The organism is Oceanobacillus rekensis (assembly GCF_002153375.1).
Lineage (GTDB): Bacteria > Bacillota > Bacilli > Bacillales > Amphibacillaceae > Oceanobacillus > Oceanobacillus rekensis.
Map to the genome: position 1 here is coordinate 333,792 of NZ_MTBQ01000004.1, position 25,988 is coordinate 359,779.

Genomic DNA, 25,988 nt, shown 5'->3' on the forward strand with positions numbered 1-25,988 from the left:
CCCCTCCATTAACTCATCTGTACATTATGCAATTGTGCAAATATACCGTTACGCTCCAGCAGTTCTTTATGACTGCCTTCCTCTTCAATTCCATTCTTTGTGACTACCATAATCCGATCTGCGTTTTTAATTGTTGCAAGACGGTGGGCTATCACAAGCGTTGTACGATTCTTTGCAAGTTCATTTAGTGCCTGTTGGATAATCATTTCTGTTTCGGTATCGAGTGCAGATGTTGCTTCATCGAGAATTAGGATTGGTGGGTTTTTTAAGAACATACGTGCAATTGCAATACGTTGCTTCTGTCCTCCTGACAATTTCAATCCACGCTCACCAACCTGTGTTTCATATCCATCTGGCAATTCTTTAATAAATTCTTCCATATGGGCCTGTTTTGCCGCACGCTCAATTTCTTCGTTAGTAGCATCGAGTTTCCCATAAGCAATATTTTCACGCAATGTCCCTGTAAATAAGAAAACATCCTGTTGGACAACACCAATCTGACTGCGTAGCGATTCTTTCTTTATATCACGAATATCGATTCCATCAATTTTAATACTGCCATCATTCACATCATAAAAACGTGGAATCAGAGAAGATATGGTCGTCTTTCCAGCACCTGATGGACCGACAAAAGCGACTGTTTCACCTGCATGGATATCAAAACTGATTGACTTTAATACAGGCTCATGGGATGTCTCATAGCCAAACGTTACGTTATTAAATGTGATATCGCCCAATACATTCTTCATGTCCTCCGCATCTTTACGGTCCTGTACATCAGGGTTCACATCCATCAATTCCGTAAATCGTTTAAACCCTGCCATTCCCTTTGGGTACATTTCCAATAAGGCAGTAATCTTATTAATTGGATTCGTCAATACATTCACAAACAATATAAAACTAACAAGTTCACCATAAGACAAACGGCCATTAAAGTTCAGCCATGCTCCAGCAACAAGGACAAGTAATGTAATTAAACGCATGAGCAAATAAATATTAGAATGAACAATTGCCATTACTTTATATGCACCAATCTTCGCTTTTTGGAAGCTTTTATTATCCTTCGAGAAACGCTCCAACTCAAAGGGCTCATTAGTAAAGGACTGTACAACCCTTACACCTGAAACAGCATCCTCGACCCGGGCATTTACACCGGCAATTTTCTCATACATCGTTTTCCATGATTTATTCATTCGGATATTGCCAAAGGTTATCAGGAAAATCAGGATAGGAACAGCAATCAAAATTATTAATGCCAATGTAGGATTTATTGTAAACATAATTATGAAAGCCCCAAGAAATGTCATGATTGAAATGAAAAAGTCTTCTGGACCGTGATGTGCAAGTTCTCCTAAATCAAACAGATCGTTCGTAATTCGACTCATAATATGTCCGGTCTTTGTGTTATCAAAAAATCGGAATGATTGCATTTGTACATGTTGAAATAGGTCCTTGCGCATATCGGTTTCTATGTTTACTCCAAGCTTATGACCGATATAGGTGACCACATACTGTAAATAGGTGCTAACGATATAAACAAGCAACAACAGTACCGCAACAGTAACAATTAGATTCCAGTCATCGCCAGGTAACAGTTCATCAATAAACCATTGCACAGCTAATGGAAATGCCAATTCAAGCAGTGCAACGATTAATGCTGCAGAGAAATCAATAATAAATAACCGCTTATGCGGCTTATAATAGGAAAAAAATCGCCGAATCAATAATCGCACTCCCTTTAATTCTTAGTCTAAAGAAAATTATAGAGTTAATTATCCACATTAGCAATTAAGAGATTCATGCGAAACTTGATGTGTGATTTTTATCGGGATTTTTGAATATCCTCTTTACAGGAAAGATTGTCCACAATGAAACATAGATTAGTACAAAGGATGAATCAGGGAGGTTAATCATTGAATAGAATGGAGACAACAAAATGGATTTGCTATGCTATTGGCTATGTATTTGTTACTGCAGGAATAATGAAATTGGTTAATGCTGATTTTAAAGGGGTGTTCTTTGGTCTTGGACTGCCTTTTCCCGAGCAGACTTTATTTTTAGTGGCAATTGTGGAACTCGCTTGTGGGATGTTGATTATAGGAAGGATGTATATGAAGATAGCTGTACCACCACTCCTGTTAATTATGCTCGGTGCACTTTATTTCTCCAAACTACCAATTTTGTGGACGGAGGGACTTCTCTCCTTCGCTATGGGTGCGCGATTGGATATTGTCATGATAATTCTATTGCTGCTTCTTTGGCAAAACGTTAGGAGAGCTAAAATAATAACTTAATTAACAAGATGGATTATAAACATGTTGATAACTCGTGTATAACATCCAAATATTATGTATAACTTATGGTTATCCACAATTTTATCCACATATGCACAGGTGTTCGTACTTATTTTGTTATGGAACGTCTTTTCTATTCCATATATTGATTCACTCTAGAAACTTATCCACGTTTTGTGCATAAGTATTGAAAACTGTTGATAACTATTTACGCATAAATTAATGCAAACTCCCTTTACGGGAGTTTACCCTTATTGGGTTCCAAGCGCAATTGTTGTTACATTTCTTTCACCATTTCGGTAATACACAACTTCGACTTCATCACCAATATTCTTTTCTTGGTATAATATTTTCCTGAGGTCGATCATATTCATAACCTGTTTTCCATCCAGTTCGGTAATCACATCCAACCGTTTGATACCCGCATGATCTGCAGGTGATAAATCTTCAACAGTCCAAACATAGACGCCACCTTCCACTTCTGAAGGAAGATTCAATGTGCTCTTCCACTCCGTTTGTGGAACCTCATCAAGGGAATAAATTTCAACACCTAAATAAGGACGTATAACCTCACCTGTGGATTCCAGTTCTTCAATGATTGGTATTGCAGAATCGATTGGTATTGCAAATCCGATTCCTTCGACTGCTTCCTGATTGATTTTCATGGAATTAATACCAATTAGCTGTCCATAAATATTTATCAGTGCACCACCACTATTACCTGGGTTAATAGCTGCGTCCGTCTGGATAACTTCTGCTTGCCAATCAGCACGTCCATCCTGATTAAAGTCCTGTGGAATCGTTCTTTCGGTTCCACTGATAACTCCTTGGGTTACCGTACTAGATAAATACAGCCCCAGTGGATTACCAATCGCAATCGCAGGTTCACCTACTTTTATAGTTGCTGAGGAACCAACTTCAATAATCTTATCTACCTTCGATCCATCCATCCGCAATACTGCCAAATCAGAGAATAAATCACTTCCAACAATCTCCGCCTCGATATGGGTATCGTTGGATAACACGACTTCTACCGTATCCGCTCCTTGGATTACATGGTGATTGGTTACGACAAATGCCGTTCCATCGTCATTTTTGTAAATGACACCTGACCCTGTACCTGCTTCAACGCCTTCTTGTTGATCCCAAAAGTCGTTACGCTGCTGAATATTTGTAATCCCAACAACAGATGGCGTTACTTCTTCAATGATTTCTGTTAGCTGTGTTGTAACATCAACTTGTACTACCTGGTTAATAGACCCATCATCATTTGTATGAGTCTCTTGTGTATCATTATCACCTAAGGAAGCTGTATCCCTGTCCGTTTGAAACAGCTCTGGCATAACAATGAATACCAATAAACCACCTATTGCTATTCCCATCATTAAAGGAATTAACCATCTTCCTCTTTGTTTATGTGGCCTCCTGTAGTTCTGATCATAGTATCCCATGTCTAAGGTCTCCTTCTAGAGGTTGTTCAAAAAGTTCGGTCAAAATGAACCTTCGAATTTCTTTAGTGGTCCTTTTCATCCTCCATTTTGAACACGCACTTCTATATGATATACATTAGTATTACCTTAAACTGAAAATTATTAACAGCAATACACTATCCAACTTCATACAATGCCGTTGAATTCTTTGGATCTGTATCATGTAGCTCGATTTCAATTCCTCGCTCACGTAGAACATTCTCCACAGACATGCGTGCAAGGTCTTTCATATTATTATCAAGGCTTAAATGTGCAAGGTAAATGCGCTTTGTACGATTACTTATAATCTCCGACAGGGCTAGTCCACAGTCTTCATTGGATACATGTCCAGAGTCACCAAGTATTCTGCGTTTTACACTCCATGGGTAACGCCCCATACGAAGCATGCCCACATCATGATTCGCTTCAAAGATATACGCATCTGCATCTTCCACCGTTTTTTTGATGCGTTCTGATACATAGCCAAGGTCTGTAACAAGAGCTACTTTCTTTCCATCATGGTGGAACGTATAGAACATTGGTTCAGCAGCATCATGGGACACACCGAAAGACTCTATATCCATATCTGTAAATGTCTTAACTTCCTCCATCCCAAAATAGAATTTCTGATCCAAAGAAAGTTTTCCTAATGATTTTTCCATTGCTTTCCATGTTTTTTCATTTGCAAAGATTGGAAGATTATACTTCCTTGCAATAATGCCTAATCCTTTAATATGGTCACTATGCTCATGGGTCACTAAAATCCCTGATAGTTTAGCAGGATCTACCTGAACCTGACTGAACAAATAATCCAGCTGTTTCCCACTTAATCCAGCATCCACTAAGAATTTCTGCTCATCTGATTCAATATAAAAGGCATTGCCTGTACTTCCTGATGCCAAAACACTAAAACGTAATGTCATTCTAACTCACTCCGATTTTCCTCACTATCAAGCTTTTGATTTAAAACTACTACTGCAGGTGCTTTCATATCATTTTCTTCTGGTAAAAGTCTAATGATATCCAAGTTATTAATAATCGCTTTTTGGATAAAAACCGACTCCTCCTCTGAATAAACGAGGCCCTCAATCGCGTTCACAAAGTAAATCTCATCCTCATTAATAGTAACCTTCCATGTTGGTGCAAAGACTTGTGATTCGATACGGGAGAGGTATCCCAAGGAGACATCTGATACATTTTCATCTTGCGTTAACGATCCACGGTCATAAAGTGAACCAATCGCCTTTATTGGTGATATAATTTCTTCGGTATTCCCTTGTTGTTCAGCATCCCCAAGCATTGTTTGTGTATAATGCGTAATTTCATCATTATCATTTACATAAAATAGCAACAATGCATTCTGATTAAAATAGATAGGTTTATTGTCCTTTTGTTGGAAAAACATGAATATATTCGATTCTTCATCCCAAACCCAATACGTATACTGCTCAGGATATAACAGGTATGGCGCAACAAGATCCGATATATTATCTTTAGTTAGATTTGCTGGCAATGATAAAGGCCTTTCAAATTGGGCGAGGATAAAATTATCGTCAATCAATGTTGCATCAAGACCATCAATATTGTTTAATTGACCAACTTCTTCATCGGTAAACTTCTTCTCAGATACATTAATATAATTAGTTTCAGACAAATCCTGACTTAATTCTGCACTGATTGTAATATTTTCCTGTTCAAATAACTCTTCATAGCTTACATTCTCATTACTACTCTCCAAGACACCCATTTCCGCTGAATTCTGCTGTCTTTCCACGAATTGAACTAGCAAATAGATATTTAATACGAGGAAACTGAGAATAAATAATGTTTTAATATGACCCCATTGCATCCTCAATCTCCCCCTCTTTGACTCATTTCACTAAATAAAGGCACCCGCCAATTCCCATCATATTTCACATGCCAGGCCGGCTCTAGTTCAATAGCATTTTTTTCTGAATTCACATTCAAACGATAGCCAATCCTTATATCCTGAATTTTATCTAATGTATAACTCTGATGGTTTTTTAATTTAGTAATCAAACTTTCCGCCGATATCAAATTAACATCGGAATGTTGCAGAGAGTTTATTAAACGAAAAAGTGGACGACGGTATTCTTCTAGTTGTTGACTGTTCCACTTCTGTTCAATAACCGATAAGTCCGGATTTGCAGAATTAAATACTGGATATCCACCATAATGCAATCGATACCTCACGAAATTTTGATAGACATTTAAATCTGTTAATTTAAAGTCACCTGTCCAGCTGCCATTCTCGTTTAGATTTGAAATACTACTATCCAAAAGACTAACAACAGTAAGCGGACGATCTGAATTCTCCGTAAAAGGATTGACATATTCCATCCCCAAATTATTAGCTCCCATTCTTATTTGGCGGCTGTCAGTAAAGTATGTCAATCCACTTGTTGCGATGGTGGATTCCATGACAACTGCTGGATTTGGAAATAAAATATCTCTCATATCAGAAGGATCAATCATTTCAAATGAAATAGCTTCTTTTTTTAGTTCCATTTCGCCTGAAGGAATGTAAATGTTCTCTCTTCCAGTATTCATTACCGTATAATCTACAAACCTATCGGTTTCCAAGCTTGTCATCATTGTCCACATTTGTTCATAATCAGTCGGGTTATTTACCGTGGCTGTCGCTTTTTCATTCCCACTCGTAGAAATAAATTCAATATCCATTGATTTTGTATCCGTGAATGTAATAAATAACCGTTTAAATGACCACTCTGGAAAGAAAATATCCTCTTCATTAAAGGACATGATACTGCCAAATAACTCCAATGGAATCGCATCAGGGAAAATAACTTCTATTTCATGATTATCGGGGTTTCTCTCACTTGCAATTTGTGTTGCAAAATTAGTGAATGTCCAGGAATACATTTGTTCATACATTTGTTCGCGTCCCTTTGGTTTTGCGAAGCCAAAGAAGTTGCCATGTGATTTAAAAATAATCTCACTAGGTCGGACTATCGTTCGCTTCGATTCATCCCTTGTACCACCCAAATTTATTTCACCGATCGATTCATCACTTAGATTCGTTACATCTGGTTGGTAATTCCGCATTCCAAATGTAAGTACTAAACTAGTACCTATAAGAATAATTAATATGAAGGTTTTTGCCGTTTCCCATTTCATTTCATATCCCTCCGCTTCTTACTCATCAGCGGTAGTGTAAAGAGAATCGTTGTCCCTTTACCTTCTTTACTTCTTGCCCATATTTTCCCATGGTGAGCTTCCACCATTTCTTTCGTAATCGCAAGACCTAATCCTGTTCCTCCAAGTTTCCTTGTTCTTGCTCTATCAGCCCGGTAAAATCGCTCGAATATTTTTTCCAATTTATCATAAGCAATACCCATACCTTGATCCTGAATGCTTACAAGCAAGAAATGACTCTTTATGTCTAGCTTCATGCGAATTTCCCCACCTTCTGGGGAATATTTGATGGCATTGGAAATAATATTATCTAGAACCTGTGTCATTTTATCTTTATCCATCCACACAAGAGACTTTCCTTTTGGTATTTCTCTGATTAACGTTATCTCTTCCGGTGAATTCATTTCAAAACGATCGATTACTTGATGGAAGTAACGTACAAAATCAGTACGCTCCTTATGCAGTGGCAATTCATCTGAATCCATTTTGGAAAGTTGAAGCAGGTCGTTAACCATGCGAATCATTCGATCTGTCTCGTTTTGGGTAACTTGAAGAAATCTTGGGGCGATTTCCTTATCTTCCCATGCACCTTCCGTCAACGCTTCAATATAACTTTTCATAGTTGTTAGTGGAGTACGTAATTCATGTGAAACATTGGAAACGAAGTCACGACGTTCCTGCTCTATTTTCTCTTGTTCTGTAACATCACTAATAACGGTTATAAATCCGGTTATTTTATCTTCATCATCCAAAACAGTCGAAAAGTTAGACCTTACTAAGAATGGAGTGTCATCCTCACTGAAATCGATAATCATGGATCCACTTTCCGGTAGTTCCGTCAAATCGACTTCTTTTCTATCCAGCTGTAGTAAATCAAGTAAGTAGTCACCGATAACCTCTTCTGGATTCTCCCCAACCAGCCTTCCTGCTGCATCATTCATTAATGTGATAGAACCTGAGTTATCGGTTGCGATAACCCCATCAGACATATTGGATAGAACCGAACTAAGCTTTCGCCGCTCCTCCTCAATTGTTGCATAGGAGTGTTTTAATCGGCTATTCAGGTCATTAAATGTTTCCGCCAACTGACCAATCTCATCTTTCCCATAAATATTTACTTTTTGGGTGAAATCGCCGTTTGCCATTACCTGGGCTTGTTCTCTCATCTCCATGATTGGCTTTGTAATGGTTCGTGCCACAAGGATTCCGATGATTGCTGAAATACTGATTGCCAGAATGGACCCTTGTAAAAAGATTCTATTAATATCTTCCACCTGACCATAGACCGCATCCAATGAGGATTGAAAAGAAATCACTCCAACCGCTATACCCTCTGAGTCAATTAATGGTTCTACATGTACCCATACACGACTTTCGGCTTCCTGATCCCAGAATTCCTGCTTTTGTGGTGAATCAAAAAATAACGCCTGTTGGACCAATGGTTGCGTAATCTTTTTTCCAATCTCATCCTGTTGGTTGATTTTATTTGTTCCGATAATTCGGCTCTGGTTACTAATTACATTCACTGTTGTAGCTATATTATCTGTATTGATATCTTGCACGATTTGTTGAATTTCTTCCTCTAAAGTCGGGCCATCATCCTCTTCGCTTCGCTCTCTATCAAAAGCCTGTTCCAGGTTATAGCTCAGCAGTTCCACTCGATCATTTATCGATACTTTAAAGTTATTAAGGAGTTCTTCCTCCAGCCTTTGCGTGAAAAAAGATCCAATAACCTGAACAGCAAGAAGCAATAGCAGAATATAAATGATAATAAACTTTAATTGAATGGAACGAAAAAAACCAACTTTATTCATCACAACTACTCCTGTTCGGGATTACGCAAATAATAGCCGACACCACGTCTTGTAACGATCCATATCGGATTGCTTGGACTCTCCTCAATTTTTTCACGAAGTCTGCGAACGGTAACGTCAACGGTACGCACATCTCCAAAATAATCATAACCCCATACCGTTTCAAGCAAATGTTCCCTTGTCATCACCTGTCCGATATGACGGGCTAAATAATGCAATAATTCAAATTCACGATGTGTCAATTCAATCTGAACACCTTTTCTTGAAACAACATATGCATCAGGGTGAACCGTCAAGTCTCCAATAACGATATCTTTCGTTGCTTTCACTGTGTCATCCGGCACCTGTTGCCTGCGTAAATTAGCTTTGACACGGGCAATCAGTTCACGATTGCTGAAGGGCTTTGTCACATAATCATCTGAACCAAGTTCAAGGCCCAACACTTTATCAATCTCTGAATCTTTTGCCGTAAGCATGATGATTGGCATTGTTTGTGTCTTTCTTACTTCCCTAAGAACTTCATTTCCATCCTTACCTGGAAGCATAATATCTAATAAAATTAAATCAGGTCGTTCCGATTCTGCAATTTCAATAGCTGTATCGCCATCATTGGCAACGATTACCTGATATCCTTCTTTTTCTAAGTTGAATTTCAATATATCTGCAATTGGCTGTTCATCATCTACTACTAGTATTTTTTGACTCAAAATTGCCACATCCTTTTCATCCATTACTACTTCCTATTCTACCGCACTTTGGTGGTGCCTGTCACTTCCCGAATTTTGTCGAATTCTGTTTATATTGATGCAACTATATGAGTTTCGGCTAGTTCCGGCTCCCAGGAGCTCGTGACTTCCTGACACCTCCGTTCGATAAGTCAACATCGACTCACTCCGTTCGCCGTGTTTCCTTTATCTCCTAAGAGGGAATATTCAACAAGAACGCCACATCACGTGGCTACGTTGAACCACCCCACGTCCTGTGGGGCGCAGTCTAATCGCTCCTAACCGGTCGCCTCCACTTTTGAATGTTGTCACTTCCCGAATTTTGTCGAATAATCATGTTATTACGAAAGAGGCTGTCATGCAGACAGCCTCTTTCGTTTAAAGTTTCTGATTTAATTATACTATCAAAACCTATTATACCTGAATAAAAATAAAACAGGCTGTAAGATGAACCAGCCTGTTTTATTATAATCTTTATTATTCGATTCCTTCTGTCCATTCAGCTACTTTATCGGAATTTTCTTCCACCCATGTTGCTGCAGCTTCCTCTATATCTGTTCCTTCATTAATATCAAACATTATAGATTCAAGATCTGCAGGAGTCCAGTTAAAGTTATCCAGAACTTGGTACGCTTCTGGCATATCTTCTTCCAATCCTTCACGAACCATTGTATTAATTGTTTCTGCTTCACCAAATGTACCTTCTGGGTCCTCTAGGTATTTCAAGTCATATGCTTGGAATTTCCAATGTGGAGACCAACCAGTAACAACAATATCTTCTTTGTTTTCATATGCTTCACCTAATGCTGTTGCCATAGCACCACTGGAAGAAGTTTGTACTTCCCAGCCTTCAAGGTTTTCATAATCTTCTAGTGCTTGCTCGGATGCCGCAACCACACCTGCACCTGGCTCAATACCAGTAACGGTTTGATCAGCTTGTCCTTCTAAATCAGCAATTGAGTCAACATCCATATAGCTTGGAACAACTAAGCCAATAGCCGCACCTTCTAAGTTTGGACCTAAATCAACAACTTGATCTCCGTATTCTTCAAACTGTGCAGCGTGAGTTCCCGGTAACCAAGCCGCAACCATACCATCTGCCTCACTATTTGCAACTGCTTCCCACATAACAGCATTGTCAAGTGCTGTTAACTTAACATCAAAACCTAAGTCTTCTAAAACCTTACCAATGACATTTGTGGATGCAACCTCTGTATCCCACTCCACATAAGCCAATTCAATTTCCTGACCTTCCACGGATGAAGATTGTTCTGTATCTTCACTTGTATCTGTTGACCCAGTATCGGTTTCTTCTTCCTCCGCAGCTCCACAACCTGCTGCAAACAATGCTAGTGAAAGTCCGGATACTAATCCTAGACGTTTCCAGTTAAATTTCAACATAAAATATCGACTCCCTTTTCTTAAAATTTTTATAGAGGTTGTTCAAGAAGTCCGGTAAAAATGACGCATCGAATTTCTCGGTCCTTTTTATCCTCCTTTTTGAACACACACTTATATGGAAACTTTTCATAATGAAAAGATAGCCAACAATTAATTAAGCTTCCTTGCGATTTATATTTTGTGTAATTCGATCGATAATAATCGCTAGGATAACAATTCCTATTCCTGCAACAAAGCCCGGCCCTACGCTTGCACGTTGTAAGGAAGATAGAACCTCTTTACCTAGACCTGGTGCACCAATCATCGATGCGATAACAACCATGGATAATGCAAGCATTACCGTCTGGTTAATCCCAGCCATAATGGTAGCTTTCGCCATTGGCAGCTCTACCTTAAATAGTTTCTGTGCACCTGTACTACCAAATGCATCAGCAGCCTCAACCAAGTCATTCGACACTTGTCTGATTCCTAAATTAGTAAAACGTACCGTTGGAGGTGTTGCAAAAATAAGTGATGCAAAAACGCCTGGTACCATCCCAATTCCAAAAAATGCAACGGCAGGGATTAAATAAACAAATGCCGGCATGGTTTGCATAAAGTCTAATATTGGTGCGAAAATTGTATTAGCTACCTTACTTTTCGACATTAATATCCCAATTGGCACCCCGATAATGACGGATAACAAACTAGCAAGTAATACGAGGGTGACTGTATTCATCAAGTCTTCCCAATGACCTTGATTATAAATTAGCCACAATCCCACAATAGAAAATGCAGCGAGTCCAAATTTCTTACCAGTGACAAAAAATGCAATAAGGGCAACTAGGATAATAAAAATAATAGGTGGGATGTTCATTAATACACCCTCAGCAACGAATTCCATAAGATTCCCAAAGTGTTCCTTAATTGGATCAAATAGAAATGCAAACGTATCTTTTAACCAATCAGTCACAGCCTCTGTTGCTTCTGATATTGGTATTACTGGAACAAAATCCAACATGTTATTAAGCATTTTCCAAATTCACCTCGCCATCCCCAGCTAAAGCGGCAATTACAGCTCCACGAACGATAATTCCTTTTAGTTTATTATCTTCAACGACCGCGACAGGTGTTTGTGAGTCGTGAATAATGGCAAAAATATCATGCATCGTTGTTTCTGGATTAACTTTAGGGATATCCGTTCGTAAAATATCCTGTAAATTACTACTTTCTTTCTTACGTGCAGCTGAAGCATCCTCTGCTGTAACATAGCCTTTTAGATCACGTTTACCGTCAATTACCAAGATACTTGAGATTCCCTCTTCGCGCATACGTTCGAGAGCAACTCGTGGGCCATGTTTATCTATATTCACTGTCTCCGGTCGTTTCATAATATGATGTGCCGTTAATATCTTGGATCTGTCTACATCCTCCACAAATTTTTCCACATAATCATTTGCTGGATTCACTAAAATTTCTTCAGGTGTTCCAATCTGGACAACAACCCCATCTTTCATCAGGGCAATATGATCGCCTAAACGCAGTGCCTCATCTAAGTCATGAGTGATAAATATAATGGTCTTCTTCATAGAAGATTGTAAATCAATCAGCTCGTCCTGCATTTCTTTTCGAATCAATGGATCCAATGCAGAGAATGCTTCATCCATCAGTAGTACTTTCGGGTCATTGGCTAATGCACGGGCTAAGCCAACACGCTGCTGCATCCCACCAGATAATTGTCCTGGCTTCTGGTGCATATAGTCACCAAGTCCAACCAATTTCAAAGCTTCTTCAGCCTTTTTCTTGCGTTCTTCTTTTGGTACGTTTTGAATTTCTAAACCATACTCTGCATTTTCTACAATAGTTCGGTGTGGAAATAGAGCAAATTGCTGGAAAACCATACTCATCTTTTCCCTACGCGCTTTTCGCAACGATTTTTTATCCATCGTCGCCAAGTCTTCCCCATCAATTAAAATACTTCCTTCAGTAGGTTCAATAAGGCGATTCAGTAACCGTACTAAAGTGGATTTCCCACTACCGGACAGTCCCATGATGACAAATATTTCTCCTTCTTCCACTGAAAAACTAGCCCGATTTACCCCAACGGTATTCCCAGTTTCCTTTAGGATTTCCTCTTTGGTTAAGCCTTTATCCATCAGTTTTAAAGTCTGTTTTGTATTCTTACCAAAAACCTTTGATAAGTTTTTTGTTTCAATTATTGGCATATTTTTCACCTCTTATAGTTCGTTTTTTCCTATTATAGACAAAATATGTAAATGGTCGTAAAGTCGTACTACCATTCTATCATCTTGTAAACACGGGAAAAAAATGAATCTATTATCGATTCATTTATGTTAAATCCTTAAAACCGCACAGTTTTCCATCAACTTATTAAGTTTAAACTTAATAAGTACTTATTACAAACCTTAAAAATAGCTGTTTTTGGAAGTAAATACTGGCAAATTTGCTTGTATCCTCCGTAAATTGAAATAACATACAATTGCTCATTATTCCTTCAAAATACGAACTAATTATTGGAAAAAGGGGATTTTCAATAAAACGGGACTCCGCATTGTTTAACCTATCGAAAGGAATTGTTGCTAGTGTCACAAAATATATAAAATGCGAACTAACTGCTGGCTGTTTCCCAAAGATAGGTGTTGTTGCTGCCCTAAGGTGCGCGAAGTATATTTCGCAGAGAGTTGCCGAAGTTTCTTATTTAGTTCGTAGTTTATCTCATCTCTATCAATACTTAAAAGGCAATTCCCTTTGGCAGGACGAGTACCGCAGTCCTAAATATTAGTAAAAGGGCCAAATATAAAAAGCAGCCAATGGCTGCTTTTTATTTGATTGCTATGCCTGCATCATCGCAGGGGGTACGTCACCCTCTTGGTAGCGGTGATCCAGATCAACAAACTTGTTGTATTCTTTCACAAATGCAAGCTCAACCGTCCCAGTTGGGCCGTTACGCTGCTTGGCGATAATAATCTCGATAATGTTTTGTTTCTCTGTTTCCTTATCATAGTAATCGTCACGGTATAAGAATCCTACAATGTCGGCATCCTGCTCAATACTTCCGGATTCACGGATATCAGACATCATCGGTCGTTTATCCTGGCGTGATTCTACACCACGGGAAAGCTGTGATAATGCTATCAACGGAACTTTTAACTCTCTTGCTAGTGCTTTTAAGGCTCGGGAAATTTCCGATACTTCCTGTTGGCGGTTTTCCCCAGAACTCCCACTACCCTGTATAAGCTGCAAATAATCAATTAAAATCATACCAAGCCCATGTTCTTGTTTTAAACGCCGACACTTGGAACGAATCTCACTAACGCGAATCCCTGGAGAGTCGTCAATATAAATACCTGCATTGGATAAAGAACCCATTGCCATGGTTAGTTTTCCCCAGTCGTCTGCAAGTAGTTGTCCATTACGGAGCCGCTGTGAATCTATATTTCCTTCCGCGCAGAGCATCCGTTGAACAAGCTGCTCTGCACCCATTTCAAGACTAAAGATGGCCACATTTTGTTCTGTCTTAACCGCTACATTCTGGGCAACATTTAAGGCAAATGCTGTCTTACCAACTGATGGCCGTGCAGCAATAATAATTAAATCATTCGGCTGAAAACCGGAAGTAATTCGGTCTAAATCATGAAAACCGGTTGGGACCCCTGTAACATCTCCACTTTGCTGGTGAAGCTGCTCAATATTGTCATAAACATCAATTAAAACATCTTTAATGTTTTTAAAGGAACCCGTGTTTTTTCGACCGGATACTTCGAGAATATTTTTCTCAGCATCATTCAGTACATCTTCAACTTCATCTTCTTTTTCAAAGGTGGATGTGACGATATCTGTTGCTGTACGAATCAATCGCCGGAGTATCGCCTTTTCTTCTACTATTTTACTGTAGTACTCAATATTAGCTGCTGTTGGAACACTTTCCGCTACCTGTGATAAATAGGTTACACCGCCAGCCTCTTCCAGCTGTCTCTTATTATTTAAGTGGGTTGTAACGGTAACAACGTCAATTGGCTCACCTTTATCGGAAAGACTTATCATTGCAGCAAAAATTCTCTGGTGACTTGCACGATAAAAATCTTCAGGTACGAGTAATTCAGATGCTGTCGAAAAAGCTTGCGGTTCTAGAAATATAGCGCCAATTACCGACTGTTCGGCTTCTATATTTTGTGGTGGTGTACGATCATTCAACGTTTGGCTCATCATTCTCTCCCCCCTAAGTTTAAGAGGTACATGATTTCCTCTTTATCCATTTCTACCAAATTATACAAATCAACTGTCAATATAGAAGAAATCGGCATTAAGCCGATTCCTAGGTCATTTTATTCTTTTATCATAACTGTTTACTGTTCACTTACATGTACTTTTACAGATCCAGAAACCTCTGGATGAAGCTTAACCGGTAACGTTGTATATCCCAATGCCCGAATTGGCTGTTCAAGCTCTATTTTTCGCTTATCCACTTTATATCCATGCTGTTTGTTTAGTGCTTCAGCAATTTGCTTGCTTGTAATGGATCCGAAAAGACGACCATTTTCTCCCGATTTTGCTTTAATTTCAATCGTTAATTCTGCCAAAGTATCTTTAAGATTCATAGCATCTTCTTTTTCTTGTTGCTCCATTTGATTACTCTTTCGATTTTGAGCTTCTAATGCTTTCAAACTCCCTGCAGTTGCTTCCTCTGCAAGTTTATTTTTTAATAGATAGTTGCGTGCATATCCATCAGGTACATTTTTTACCTCACCTTTTTTTGCTTTACCTTTTACATCTTTAAGAAAAATTACCTTCATTCCGATTCTCTCCCCTCATAATACTCATTTAATATGTCTACTAGGAATGCTTCTGAATCATCAATGGTTGTATCCTCTATTTGTGTAGCAGCATTGGTTAAATGACCACCACCGCCCATTTTTTCCATAATAACCTGAACATTTACATCACCAAGTGACCTGGCACTGATACCAATTCTCCCATCACTTCTTTCAGATAGGACAAATGAAGCGGTAATCCCGGTCATTGTTAGCAATGTATCTGCTGTTTGTGCGATTAATACAGGGCTATATGCTACCCCTGTTTCTGCTTTTGCTATTGCGATATGATCCCGATAAATCCGGGCACCTTCAATTATTTTACTTCGCTTGATATATAGTTCTAAGTCTTCCTTCATAAATCTCTGTACTAAGACCGTATCAGCACCCTTGGAACGCAAATAGGAGGCAGCATCAAAAGTTCTGGATCCGGTTCGCAATGTAAAACCTTTCGTATCGACAATGATGCCTGCCAGTAATGCCGTAGCTTCCAACATTTTCAGCTTTGTTCCTTTTGGCTGGTATTCCAGTAGTTCTGTTACGAGCTCTGCAGTGGAAGAAGCATATGGCTCCATATAAACCAATGTTGGATTGTCGATAAATTCTTCGCCTCTGCGATGATGATCAATAACTACCTTGTATTCCGACTTATTAAGCAAACTTTCAACCGCCACCATAGATGGTTTATGGGTATCTACAATAACGAGTAAGCTTCTGCCAGTTATCATTTCCTCCGCCTCATCTGGTTCGATGAAATAACTCCATAATTCCGCGTCTGCTTTAATGGCATCAACTAGACGGTATACCCCTGTATCCAAATCATTTGGATCAAAGATGATATGGCCACTAACATTATTAATTTTAGCTATATTTAAAACACCAATCGCCGCACCAAGTGAATCCATGTCTGGCGACTTATGTCCCATAATAATAACGTTGTCGCTTGCCTTTACCAATTCTTTCAATGCATGGGATATTACTCTAGCCCTGACACGCGTTCGTTTTTCCATTGGATTTGTTTTACCGCCATAAAAACGTACTTTACCCTGATCTTCCTTAATAGCAACCTGGTCACCACCGCGTCCCAACGCCAAGTCGAGGCTCGATTGTGCTAATTCTCCGAGTTCGGGTAGATTGATAGCTCCTACCCCTACACCAATGCTTAAGGTAACTGGGTTATTATCTACACCATTCATCTCGCGTACTTCATCTAAAATATCAAATTTAACTTTTTCGAGCTTTTGAAGGATTTCCTTCGTTCCAACAGCCAAGAATCTTTCTTGTGATGTCCGTTTCAAATATAGACCATAGTGACTGGACCATTGATTTAGAACTGTAGTAACTTTTGAGTTCAATTGGCTCTTTACAGTATCATCCATGTTTTGAGTGATTTCTTCATAATTATCTAAGAAAATAATTGCCAAAACCGTTTGTTCATTATAATACATTTGTTGCAATTCTTCCTGATCGGTTCTGTCCATTAAATAAAGCAATCGTTCTTCTTTTCGAACAACTGTTTGAAACTTATAATCATCCAATTCAAACCAGACATTGTCCTTATTCTCTTTAATCATCGGAATCAGATTCTCAGATAGCTTATTAAGTGAATTCCCGACAAGCGATTCATTTTCCTCATTGAATTTATTCATATATGGATTAGCCCACTCAATATTATAATCTTCATTATACAGAATAATTCCAAATGGCATTTCCAATAATGCTTCTTCCCCAACCTTCTTAATTCGATGGGAAATCGTGGATATATATTGCTCTGCTTCCTGAAGAAGTGCTCTTTCTGTCCTAATACTGTAATAAAAGGAAACAGCCAAGACGACAGTCATAATCAGGCCCAATATCCATTGAAAGTACCATATAACACCAAGCAAAATAAGGGATAATAAATAAATTACCCACAAATGACTACTTAGTGTTGGTTTCTTTTGTATGTCTGGCATTGCGTTCAGCTCCTATAATCTCTTGTCACCTATCTATTTCTTTTCACTTCCCAGGCGATCTCTTAGCCTAAAGCCTATATCAATTATACCTAAGATTCTAACGAAATAAAGTAAAAATGTCGGAAATAGTATTGTAAGGACAATAATTAGAATCGGAATAAACTTTGATATCTTCTTATGATGGGCGTAAAAGAATATAAATGAAAATCCTTGTAGCGCCATTAGTAGACCAGTAAGTACAAGAATATTCTGTACTGCCATGAAGTAAATACCTGATGGATCAAGATTAAAGAATGACAAAAGCAATGCAAAGAAGTAAACCCATATCAATGATGATGGGAATCTCAAATTACGAAATGGTGGGAACCTGAGCTGTTTCTTTTCGATGCGATTTATAAATTTATACCCAATCCATTGCGAAAGAAATGCAAGCACGATAGCAGTTAGAGCCACGCCCACAGGTAACAGATCAATTAAAAGGTCTATTTGCAACTGCAGCAGTTCCTCTAGTCCTTCCGTTTGCTCAGCAACCCCGAATTGTTCCATAAACGATGAACTCATTTCCATGGATTCTGACACAATCATTTCAAATTCTTCAACCAAATTGATGGAAAATAGTAATTGACTAAAAACAAAAACAAATAAAAGACCAATTACAAATCCCAGTGTTCCTCTTGCCCATGTTTCATAAGCTGATAATCCTTTATGGATGGCACTCCCGACGGCCAAACCACCCAATCCCATTAATATTGTGAACGGTAATAAAAAGACAGCAAACAGTGTAGTTAACAACAATGCTACTGCGAACATTAACAATGATGACTTAAACCCATATCGGGAAGTAAAGAAAACAAATGGAACCGGCAATAAGATTAAGCCGACTATCGATATTATAGGAACAAAAATAGCAATAAGCATTAATCCCATAAATATTGCCAACGATACCGCTCCATCAGTTATTTTTTTTGATTGATTCATTTATTGCACCCCATCTAAGCTACGAATAGAAAATAAGATTACTTTTTACGTATTATCATATGATAACATGATTTTTACAGAAAGGCTTGTCGAATAATGTTGTATTATTTATTTCCCGGGTAATAAAAAGTCAAGAATCTCGCCAGTTGAAACGGATTAATGAAGCTCCTTTTTGTAAAAAGCTGTCATAAATTGACAGATGGATTCAACTCTACGACGAGTCTTTAAATAATATTTGCGACAATAAATTATGGTGGTGCGAGTAACCATAGTTTCAACCTTTTAGAAAAAGCCTTAACGACGATAGACGCATTCTTTTAGCTTTTCTATTATAATGAAAGTAATCACACATAAATAAGGATGAAAATCATGACACATCTACAAGTTTTTCTAAATAGTATCAAACTACCAAATAAAGAAGCTATGTTTCGCTTGAATCGGATCGGGATGGATGTTGCTCTCATCTATATGTTCATTCTCTTGGCTATCGTCTGTATTCCTGAATTAATAGATAGGTTAACTGCGACGAGCGGATTTGGAGCAGAACTTAATATTATTTTTCAACTCATATACTTCTTTATGTTTTATTATCTTCCATTGACTATTATAGCTTTAATCAGTCTCTCTCTTATTGCATATATTGGAAAGACGATTGCTTCTCTGATGCAACGTAAATTACGCTTCCCCACACTATGGAAATTAAGCGCATTTACGACGACGATTCCACTCTTACTTTATACAATCATTACATTAATCATTGATATGAGCGATATTTTTCTCTTCATTGCTTTTTTATATACTATTGGAATGCTAATAAAGATGATCTCCATTTATCCAAAACGCAGAGCGAGATAATGATTAGCAAGTTATCTTTTAACAAATGAAAAACCTCAAAATCTAATCAAGATTTTGAGGTTTTTTTATTACTCAGATACAAATGGAAGTAATGCCATTAAACGAGCACGTTTAATTGCAATTGTAAGTTTACGTTGGTATTTTGCAGAAGTTCCAGTTACACGACGTGGAAGAATTTTTCCGCGTTCAGAAATGAAACGTCTAAGCAAATCTACATCTTTATAATCGATATGTGTAATTCCATTTGCAGTGAAATAACACACTTTACGACGCTTTGCGCGTCCGCGACGAGCTGCCATTAATACCCCTCCTTTTTAATTCTAGAATGGTAAATCATCATCTGATATATCGATAGGCTCTCCATTATTTTTAAATGGATCGTCTTGATTTTGGTTCTGGTTTTGCTGGTTCTGGTTTTGCTGGTTCTGATTCTGATTCTGATTTTGATTCTGAAATTGGTTCTGATTTTTGTTTTGCTGGAATCCGGATGGATCCTGTCCACCAGAAGAAGAACCTTTTGTTTCCAAAAATTGTATGCTTTCGGCAAGAACTTCGGTCACAAATACTGTCTTACCATCTTGTCCTTCATATCTACGCGTTTGAATACGACCATCAACGCCAATCAAGCTTCCCTTTTTCATATAGTTAGCAAGATTTTCAGCCTGTCTGCGCCAAACAACACCATTAATGAAGTCTGTTTCACGCTCACCCTGCTGATTTGTAAAAGGTCTGTTCACTGCAATAGTAAAGTTAGCAACGGCAACGCCATTTGGTGTATAACGTAAATCGGGATCCTTCGTTAACCTGCCTACCAATACGACACGATTTAACATCAGAACCACTCCTTATTATTGTTCATCTCGAATTACAATATGACGAATTATATCATCAGAGAACTTAGCTAGGCGATCAAATTCATTGATTGCTTCATCACCACTGCTGAAGTTTATTAGAATATAATATCCATCACGATAGTCATTGATTTCATATGCAAGGCGTTTCTTGCCTTTTTCATCTACTTTTGCAATCTCCGCTCCATTATCTGTTAAGATCTTGTTGAAACGCTCTACTAAAGCAGTTAGAGCCTCTTCTTCAATGTCTGGGCGGACGATATACATAATTTCGTATTTTCTCATCCGTTACACCTCCTTTTGGTCTTAGCGGCTCCTACCTGTCAACAAACTTTATAAGTTATATTAAGCAGAAGCAAGGAATAATCATAATTTAATTACTCACAATGATGAATTATACCAAATTTCATTTCATTTGACAAGTATTCGAGAGATCCTAATTATACGTTATTATACTTTTTACTACTCCGACTAACCATTCTGCAGTCTTTTACTAATATTTATACATTAAATCGGAAATGAATGACGTCCCCATCCTGAACGATATATTCCTTTCCTTCCAGCCGAACTTTCCCTTTTTCCCGTGCATGCATCATGGATCCTCCTTCAACAAGATCCGTATAGGACACTGTTTCTGCGCGGATAAATCCTCTTTCAAAGTCCGTGTGAATTATTGCAGCTGCCTGTGGTGCTTTAATTCCTTCACGAAATGTCCAAGCTCGCACTTCCTGAACTCCTGCAGTAAAATATGTTGCCAAACCTAACAGACTATAAGAAGCTTTAATTAGCTTATCAAGACCAGCTTCAGTAATACCTAAGTCTTCAAGAAACATTTCTTTTTCCTCTGGGTCGAGTTCGGAAATTTCTTCTTCAATCTTTGCACAAATAACAATTACTTCTGCATTTTCTTTCGCAGCAAAATCTTTTACCTTTTGCACATTTTCATTCGAATCGGGGTCTGCAACTTCATCTTCACTAACATTCGCAACGTATAACATTGGTTTACTTGTTAATAAGTGAAGTCCCTTAACAACCTTCTGCTGGTCATCTGTAAATTCCAAAGCTCGTACTGGTTTTTCTGCTTCAAGTCCGTCTTTGATTTTCACAAGTATATCATGTTCAGCTACTGCATCTTTATCTTTTTGCCTTGCAAGTTTTTCAATCCGTACGATCCGTTTATTTACCGTTTCTAAATCTGCCAAAATCAACTCTAAGTTAATAATTTCAATATCATCAATTGGATCGACCTTGCCAGAAACATGGGTAATATTCTCATCCACAAAACAACGGACCACTTGACATATTGCATCCACCTGGCGGATATGTGAAAGGAATTGATTTCCCAAACCTTCTCCTTTACTAGCGCCCTTTACAATACCAGCAATATCCGTAAACTCAAAAGCCGTTGGTACTGTTTTTTTCGGTTTTACTAATTCTGTTAATTTATTTAAGCGTTCGTCAGGAACTTCCACAATTCCTACATTCGGATCGATTGTCGCAAACGGATAGTTCGCTGCCTCTGCTCCAGCCTGTGTAATTGCATTAAATAATGTAGATTTCCCCACATTTGGAAGTCCAACGATTCCTGCTGTTAATGCCATTTAACTTTCACTCCTTAAGGATTCCATTCATATGAACGCGATCGTTACTTCAATTATAGATAGTCGTAAGTAAAAAGACAAGCAAGTAAAAAGCAAAAATAGGCATATATAAGATGCCTATTTTTGCTTGTAACCCAATTAATTTTCATTTTTAATATTTCTTATGTTTCTATAATACTATTTTAAAGGTATTATAGCCAATTTTAACTAATTTAAAAGTTTTTTTATAAGCCTTACTAGACAAAGATAATCCGGTTGCTACCTTAATTTTATTCCTCTGCTTTTTCTATAATCTTTTTGATTTTTTTTGTGAAGTCTCTACGTGGAATCATGACACTATGTCCACAGCCTAGGCATTTTATACGAATATCCATACCCATGCGAATAATCTTCCAGCGATTCTCCCCACATGGATGGGGTTTTTTCATTAGTACAACATCATTCAATCCAAATTCTTTCTCCATTTCGGGCTCTCCTTTTTTATTTCAATTATAGCAAAAATTAAAGCCCGCGGTCTCTATTTTCATTCATTAGTTTTTCTTTTTCATCATTGGAATACATAACAAGCCGTGGTGCTGGGATCTGAATGCCCGATTTGTATAGTTTATCTTGCATTTCTTTTCGAATATTTCTTTCCCCCGCCCATTGGAAACCTGGTAATGTATCCGCAATAACACGGATTACAAAATGTGATACTTCTAAGTTCTGTACACCGATTATCTCTGGAACACCTACAATAAATTCGTATTTTTCTGGTAATGTTGCTGCTACTTCATTAATAACCTTTTCTGCATCTGCAACGTTACTTTCATATGGAATATTAATATCAACGATCGATAGCCCATTGTGAAGTGAATAATTGGTTACTTGTGTCACATTGCCATTCGGAATGATATTCATTTCACCTGTCCAGCTTAACACTTGAGTTGTCCTGAGTCCGATCTCTTCTACCGTTCCTTCCACACCAGCAACAGCCACATAGTCTCCAACAGAGAATTGGTCTTCAAAAATGATAAAGAATCCAGATATGACATCCCTAACTAGGTTCTGTGCACCAAAACCGATGGCTAAACCTAATACCCCTGCACCAGCAAGTAATGGAGCGATATCAAAGTTAAACACGCCTAAGACCATGACAATGGCCATAAAGTATACAACATAGGCAACAACACTTTTAATTAGCTTTTTAAGTGTTTTCTCCCGTCGTTGTGAAATTCGGATGGGACCTTTCGTCCTTTCCGTAAATGTTTTATCGATAAGTGTTCTTATGACCTTAACAATAATCATTGCAAGCAAAATAATAACAATAATTCTAAACAATCCAAGTAATATACTTATCCAAAGATCTGGACCTGTTATATATGTCCATAATGCTGATAGTTGTTTATTTATTACTTCCATTTCAATCCTCCAGAATTCTATTATTTCCATTTGTCCAGCTTATTCCATAGTGGAAATAATAATAATCTGGCCAATATATACAAATTAAGTATCCCATAGATAGGATAAATAAAGCTAACCAATGTTGAGAATCCAAATGTTGTTAAAGGAATCATTAATATCAAAATTACAATTACCAAAACATACATTGGTTTTTGAAAGTATTCCTGTAACCTTGTCACAATTCCAAGCATCCCAGAAGCTGCTGTAGTGAAAATAGCGAACCACAAGAGAATAGACATAAAGACAAGAATCTCAAATGGATAATGCTTTAAAATCGCGAATAAAGGAATCTCATATACAAGGATTTCATCTGCAATTTGGATCAGACTATTATTATATATATAAGAAATAACACCAAGACAAATACCACTTCCCCAGCAGGCAATCATAATTTCCTTTTGGGATTCAATTTTGTTTCCAACCGCCCCAAGAACAGCTACAAGTGGCAATATATTTAATGCTGTAAATGGGAATGCTGCCAACCAGTTTCTTTGCTCATGCCAATGGGAAAATAAGGCCAATTCCTGATCAATAGTAAACATTATCAGAATATATACTAACCCCCCAAGTAAGATTGGCAGAATGAATTGGTTAATACTTAATAGCCCATCGACTCCATTACTAAATAGTAAAACCAGTGCTACTACTATAATACCTATTCCCCACCAATAGGGAAAATTAAACGCCTGGCCTGTCGCCCCACTGCCTGCGATCATTATAATAGTGGTCGTAAACAAATACAATAAAATCATAATATCAAACACGCCGGTTAATTTTTTCCCCACAATTTCTTCAAGTACTGGTAAATAATTTGGTGTTTTTAACTTATACCCTATATTCATGATTACCGTACAGCAAATCGAGAAAAATAAAGCAAATAATAATATAGCCAGTCCACTTTCATGTCCAAAAAATTGCCATAGTTCTCTACCTGAAGCATATCCAGCACCAATCGTTGTACCAATTATTAGAAACATCCACTTAAAACCGGATCCCCACATTCTGTTTCCCCCAATATTTTCAATATTCGCATGTATAGTTCGTTTGAAAAAACCGTATACTATACCAATATGTTTCTGGAGGATAAGCTATGAATCTAAATAAACGATTTGATAAATCTACTGATTATTTTCGAATGCCCTATACGGACTCCGACCTTTCTGCATCCATGTGTGAAAGGGTCCTATCCTGGTTCCCTGACATCCCTCGTGAATATGTCATACTCTGTATAGGAACTGACCGTTCTACAGGAGATGCTCTTGGTCCATTGGCCGGCACTTTCTTTCAAGAAACAAAACCAAAACATATGCATATATATGGAACACTTAGTGAACCAGTGCATGCAGTAAACTTACATGAAGCAATCCATACGATAAAAGACAATCATAGAAACCCTTTTATTATCGCAATAGATGCCTGTCTCGGACGCAACACTTCCATTGGACATATCATCATTGAAAAAGGTGCGTTACAGCCAGGGTCAGCCTTAAATAAGTCCCTACCTGCAATAGGTGATATCAGTATTACTGGTGTAGTTAATATTAGTGGGTTTATGGAACATTCTATTTTGCAGAACACCAGGTTGTCCATTGTCATCGATATGGCAAAACAAATTTCTGACATTTTAGATACAATTGATCAGCGTTTAACCTATCCGTTATCCCCTTCTGTAATTATTTCAAAGAAAGGCCAAGAAAATAAGCGGACTGTTTGATACACCTTTACATACAAAAATACACCCGTTGTTTTTTTTAGAAAGCAACAGGTGTATTTCGTGTGAATCCTTTAGACAATCAGCTGATAAAAATAATAAACGAATCCAACCGTGACGATAGCCGGTAATAGATTGCCGACTCTTATCTGTGTTATTTTCAACAAATTTAGACCAATGGCAACAATGAGCAATCCTCCAACCGCAGTAACCTCGACAATCATCCCATTCAAAAAAGCCTCTGGAATCCACTTTTCAATTTGTGTAGCCAATAAAGCAATCAAACCTTGGTATAGAACTACGGGTATAACCGATAAAATCACACCAAAACCTAAAGTGGTTGTAAGAACAAGTGCAGTGAAACCATCTATAACCCCTTTTGTTATCAATACTTCATGATCACCCCGTATACCACTATCTAAAGCACCAATGATGGCCATTGCACCAATACAGAAAATGAGTGTTGCTGTTATAAATCCTTGTGCAATACTAAAGTCACTGGATGAAGAAGTAAACTTACTCCCTATCCATTGCCCCAGTCTATTCAATCCCTCTTCCAAATGAATCAATTCCCCAATAATCGCACCTGATAACAGACTTAGGAGAACTACAATAATATGCTCTGTCGCAAACGCCATTTGCAAACCAATCAAGATAACCGCTAGACCAATCCCTTGCATAACCGTTTCTTTATATCTTTCAGGAATCTTTGTAAAAAAAACCCCAAGGATACTACCTATAATTATTAAAAGTCCATTAATTAATGTTCCAAATAAAATCATCGCTATCTCTCCAGCATATGTATTCGTTAAAAATGTTTCACGTGGAACATTTTCATAAGGTGCTTAGTAACCTCAGCTTTTGTTCCTAAATTATTAAACAATTACCTTTACAAAAATATTT

The 25,988-nt window shown here is 37.8% G+C and carries 25 protein-coding genes; 3 read left to right on the top strand and 22 right to left on the bottom strand.

Annotation, left to right across the window (positions count from 1 at the left end; all coding sequences use genetic code 11):
• Positions 1-8: 8 nt before the first annotated feature.
• Positions 9-1,724, bottom strand: a complete 1,716-nt coding sequence (locus BV906_RS12390) for an ABC transporter ATP-binding protein (protein WP_087973879.1) — start codon at positions 1,722-1,724, stop codon at positions 9-11.
• Between the two features lie 198 nt (positions 1,725-1,922).
• Between BV906_RS12390 and BV906_RS12395 the strand changes: the two genes are divergently transcribed.
• Positions 1,923-2,294, top strand: a complete 372-nt coding sequence (locus BV906_RS12395; RefSeq protein WP_087974080.1) for a DoxX family protein — start codon at positions 1,923-1,925, stop codon at positions 2,292-2,294.
• Positions 2,295-2,545: 251 nt separating this feature from the next.
• Here the strand turns inward: BV906_RS12395 and BV906_RS12400 are convergent, their stop codons facing one another.
• The 13 genes from BV906_RS12400 to BV906_RS12460 all read right to left on the bottom strand — a co-directional run bounded on the left by BV906_RS12400 (position 2,546) and on the right by BV906_RS12460 (position 18,624).
• Entirely contained in the window at positions 2,546-3,745 is a 1,200-nt protein-coding gene (locus BV906_RS12400; protein WP_087973881.1) for a S1C family serine protease, read from the bottom strand.
• Positions 3,746-3,900: 155 nt separating this feature from the next.
• A complete protein-coding gene (locus BV906_RS12405) occupies positions 3,901-4,686 on the bottom strand; it encodes an MBL fold metallo-hydrolase (RefSeq protein WP_087973883.1) in 786 nt (261 codons plus the stop codon).
• Entirely contained in the window at positions 4,683-5,612 is a 930-nt protein-coding gene (locus tag BV906_RS12410) for a two-component system regulatory protein YycI (RefSeq protein ID WP_087973885.1), read from the bottom strand. Before BV906_RS12410 ends, BV906_RS12405 begins: the two co-directional genes overlap by 4 nt.
• Positions 5,613-5,614: 2 nt before the next feature.
• Positions 5,615-6,922 (bottom strand): YycH family regulatory protein, encoded by a 1,308-nt coding sequence (locus BV906_RS12415; protein WP_087973887.1) that lies wholly within the window; start codon positions 6,920-6,922, stop codon positions 5,615-5,617.
• The gene (gene walK / locus BV906_RS12420; protein WP_087973889.1) at positions 6,919-8,754 is read right to left on the bottom strand and encodes a cell wall metabolism sensor histidine kinase WalK; all 1,836 of its coding nucleotides are present in this window, start codon (positions 8,752-8,754) and stop codon (positions 6,919-6,921) included. Before walK ends, BV906_RS12415 begins: the two co-directional genes overlap by 4 nt.
• A 5-nt stretch (positions 8,755-8,759) precedes the next feature.
• A complete protein-coding gene (gene yycF / locus BV906_RS12425) occupies positions 8,760-9,461 on the bottom strand; it encodes a response regulator YycF (RefSeq protein WP_087974082.1) in 702 nt (233 codons plus the stop codon).
• Between the two features lie 495 nt (positions 9,462-9,956).
• Positions 9,957-10,880: a glycine betaine ABC transporter substrate-binding protein gene (locus BV906_RS12430; RefSeq protein ID WP_087973890.1), complete on the bottom strand. Its 924-nt coding sequence runs from the start codon at positions 10,878-10,880 to the stop codon at positions 9,957-9,959.
• A gap of 154 nt (positions 10,881-11,034) precedes the next feature.
• Positions 11,035-11,892: an ABC transporter permease gene (locus BV906_RS12435; protein ID WP_087973892.1), complete on the bottom strand. Its 858-nt coding sequence runs from the start codon at positions 11,890-11,892 to the stop codon at positions 11,035-11,037.
• A complete protein-coding gene (locus tag BV906_RS12440; protein ID WP_087973894.1) occupies positions 11,885-13,084 on the bottom strand; it encodes a quaternary amine ABC transporter ATP-binding protein in 1,200 nt (399 codons plus the stop codon). Before BV906_RS12440 ends, BV906_RS12435 begins: the two co-directional genes overlap by 8 nt.
• A gap of 628 nt (positions 13,085-13,712) precedes the next feature.
• On the bottom strand, positions 13,713-15,086 hold the full coding sequence (gene dnaB / locus BV906_RS12445) for a replicative DNA helicase (protein WP_087974083.1): 1,374 nt from the start codon (positions 15,084-15,086) through the stop codon (positions 13,713-13,715).
• A 140-nt stretch (positions 15,087-15,226) separates the two neighbouring features.
• Positions 15,227-15,673 carry a 50S ribosomal protein L9 gene (gene rplI / locus BV906_RS12450; protein ID WP_087973895.1) on the bottom strand — a complete coding sequence of 149 codons (447 nt, stop codon included), beginning with the start codon at positions 15,671-15,673 and terminating at the stop codon, positions 15,227-15,229.
• A complete protein-coding gene (locus BV906_RS12455) occupies positions 15,670-17,646 on the bottom strand; it encodes a DHH family phosphoesterase (RefSeq protein WP_087973897.1) in 1,977 nt (658 codons plus the stop codon). Before BV906_RS12455 ends, rplI begins: the two co-directional genes overlap by 4 nt.
• Before the next feature lie 33 nt (positions 17,647-17,679).
• Positions 17,680-18,624 carry a YybS family protein gene (locus tag BV906_RS12460; protein WP_087973898.1) on the bottom strand — a complete coding sequence of 315 codons (945 nt, stop codon included), beginning with the start codon at positions 18,622-18,624 and terminating at the stop codon, positions 17,680-17,682.
• 369 nt (positions 18,625-18,993) lie between these two features.
• Between BV906_RS12460 and BV906_RS12465 the strand changes: the two genes are divergently transcribed.
• Entirely contained in the window at positions 18,994-19,479 is a 486-nt protein-coding gene (locus tag BV906_RS12465) for a DUF1189 family protein (RefSeq protein ID WP_087973900.1), read from the top strand.
• Between the two features lie 68 nt (positions 19,480-19,547).
• On the opposite strand, the gene rpsR is transcribed toward BV906_RS12465, so the two are convergent.
• The 7 genes from rpsR to BV906_RS12500 form a co-directional block, all read right to left on the bottom strand.
• Positions 19,548-19,778: a 30S ribosomal protein S18 gene (gene rpsR, locus BV906_RS12470; protein WP_087973902.1), complete on the bottom strand. Its 231-nt coding sequence runs from the start codon at positions 19,776-19,778 to the stop codon at positions 19,548-19,550.
• A 21-nt stretch (positions 19,779-19,799) separates the two neighbouring features.
• Entirely contained in the window at positions 19,800-20,312 is a 513-nt protein-coding gene (gene ssb, locus BV906_RS12475) for a single-stranded DNA-binding protein (RefSeq protein ID WP_087973904.1), read from the bottom strand.
• A 15-nt stretch (positions 20,313-20,327) separates the two neighbouring features.
• Positions 20,328-20,615 (bottom strand): 30S ribosomal protein S6, encoded by a 288-nt coding sequence (gene rpsF / locus BV906_RS12480; RefSeq protein WP_087973905.1) that lies wholly within the window; start codon positions 20,613-20,615, stop codon positions 20,328-20,330.
• 215 nt (positions 20,616-20,830) lie between these two features.
• A complete protein-coding gene (gene ychF, locus BV906_RS12485) occupies positions 20,831-21,931 on the bottom strand; it encodes a redox-regulated ATPase YchF (RefSeq protein ID WP_087973907.1) in 1,101 nt (366 codons plus the stop codon).
• Positions 21,932-22,200: 269 nt separating this feature from the next.
• Positions 22,201-22,395, bottom strand: a complete 195-nt coding sequence (locus BV906_RS12490) for a DUF951 domain-containing protein (RefSeq protein WP_087973909.1) — start codon at positions 22,393-22,395, stop codon at positions 22,201-22,203.
• 37 nt (positions 22,396-22,432) lie between these two features.
• Positions 22,433-23,332, bottom strand: a complete 900-nt coding sequence (locus BV906_RS12495; protein WP_087973910.1) for a mechanosensitive ion channel family protein — start codon at positions 23,330-23,332, stop codon at positions 22,433-22,435.
• A 20-nt stretch (positions 23,333-23,352) separates the two neighbouring features.
• The gene (locus BV906_RS12500; RefSeq protein ID WP_087973912.1) at positions 23,353-24,375 is read right to left on the bottom strand and encodes a YkvI family membrane protein; all 1,023 of its coding nucleotides are present in this window, start codon (positions 24,373-24,375) and stop codon (positions 23,353-23,355) included.
• Between the two features lie 89 nt (positions 24,376-24,464).
• Here BV906_RS12500 and yyaC point away from each other — a divergent pair, with 89 nt between their 5' ends.
• Positions 24,465-25,088, top strand: coding sequence for a spore protease YyaC (yyaC, locus tag BV906_RS12505; protein WP_087973913.1), 624 nt, complete (start codon positions 24,465-24,467; stop codon positions 25,086-25,088).
• Positions 25,089-25,159: 71 nt separating this feature from the next.
• Here yyaC and BV906_RS12510 read toward each other — a convergent pair whose 3' ends face one another.
• Positions 25,160-25,867: a DUF554 domain-containing protein gene (locus BV906_RS12510; protein ID WP_087973915.1), complete on the bottom strand. Its 708-nt coding sequence runs from the start codon at positions 25,865-25,867 to the stop codon at positions 25,160-25,162.
• Positions 25,868-25,988: the final 121 nt, after the last annotated feature.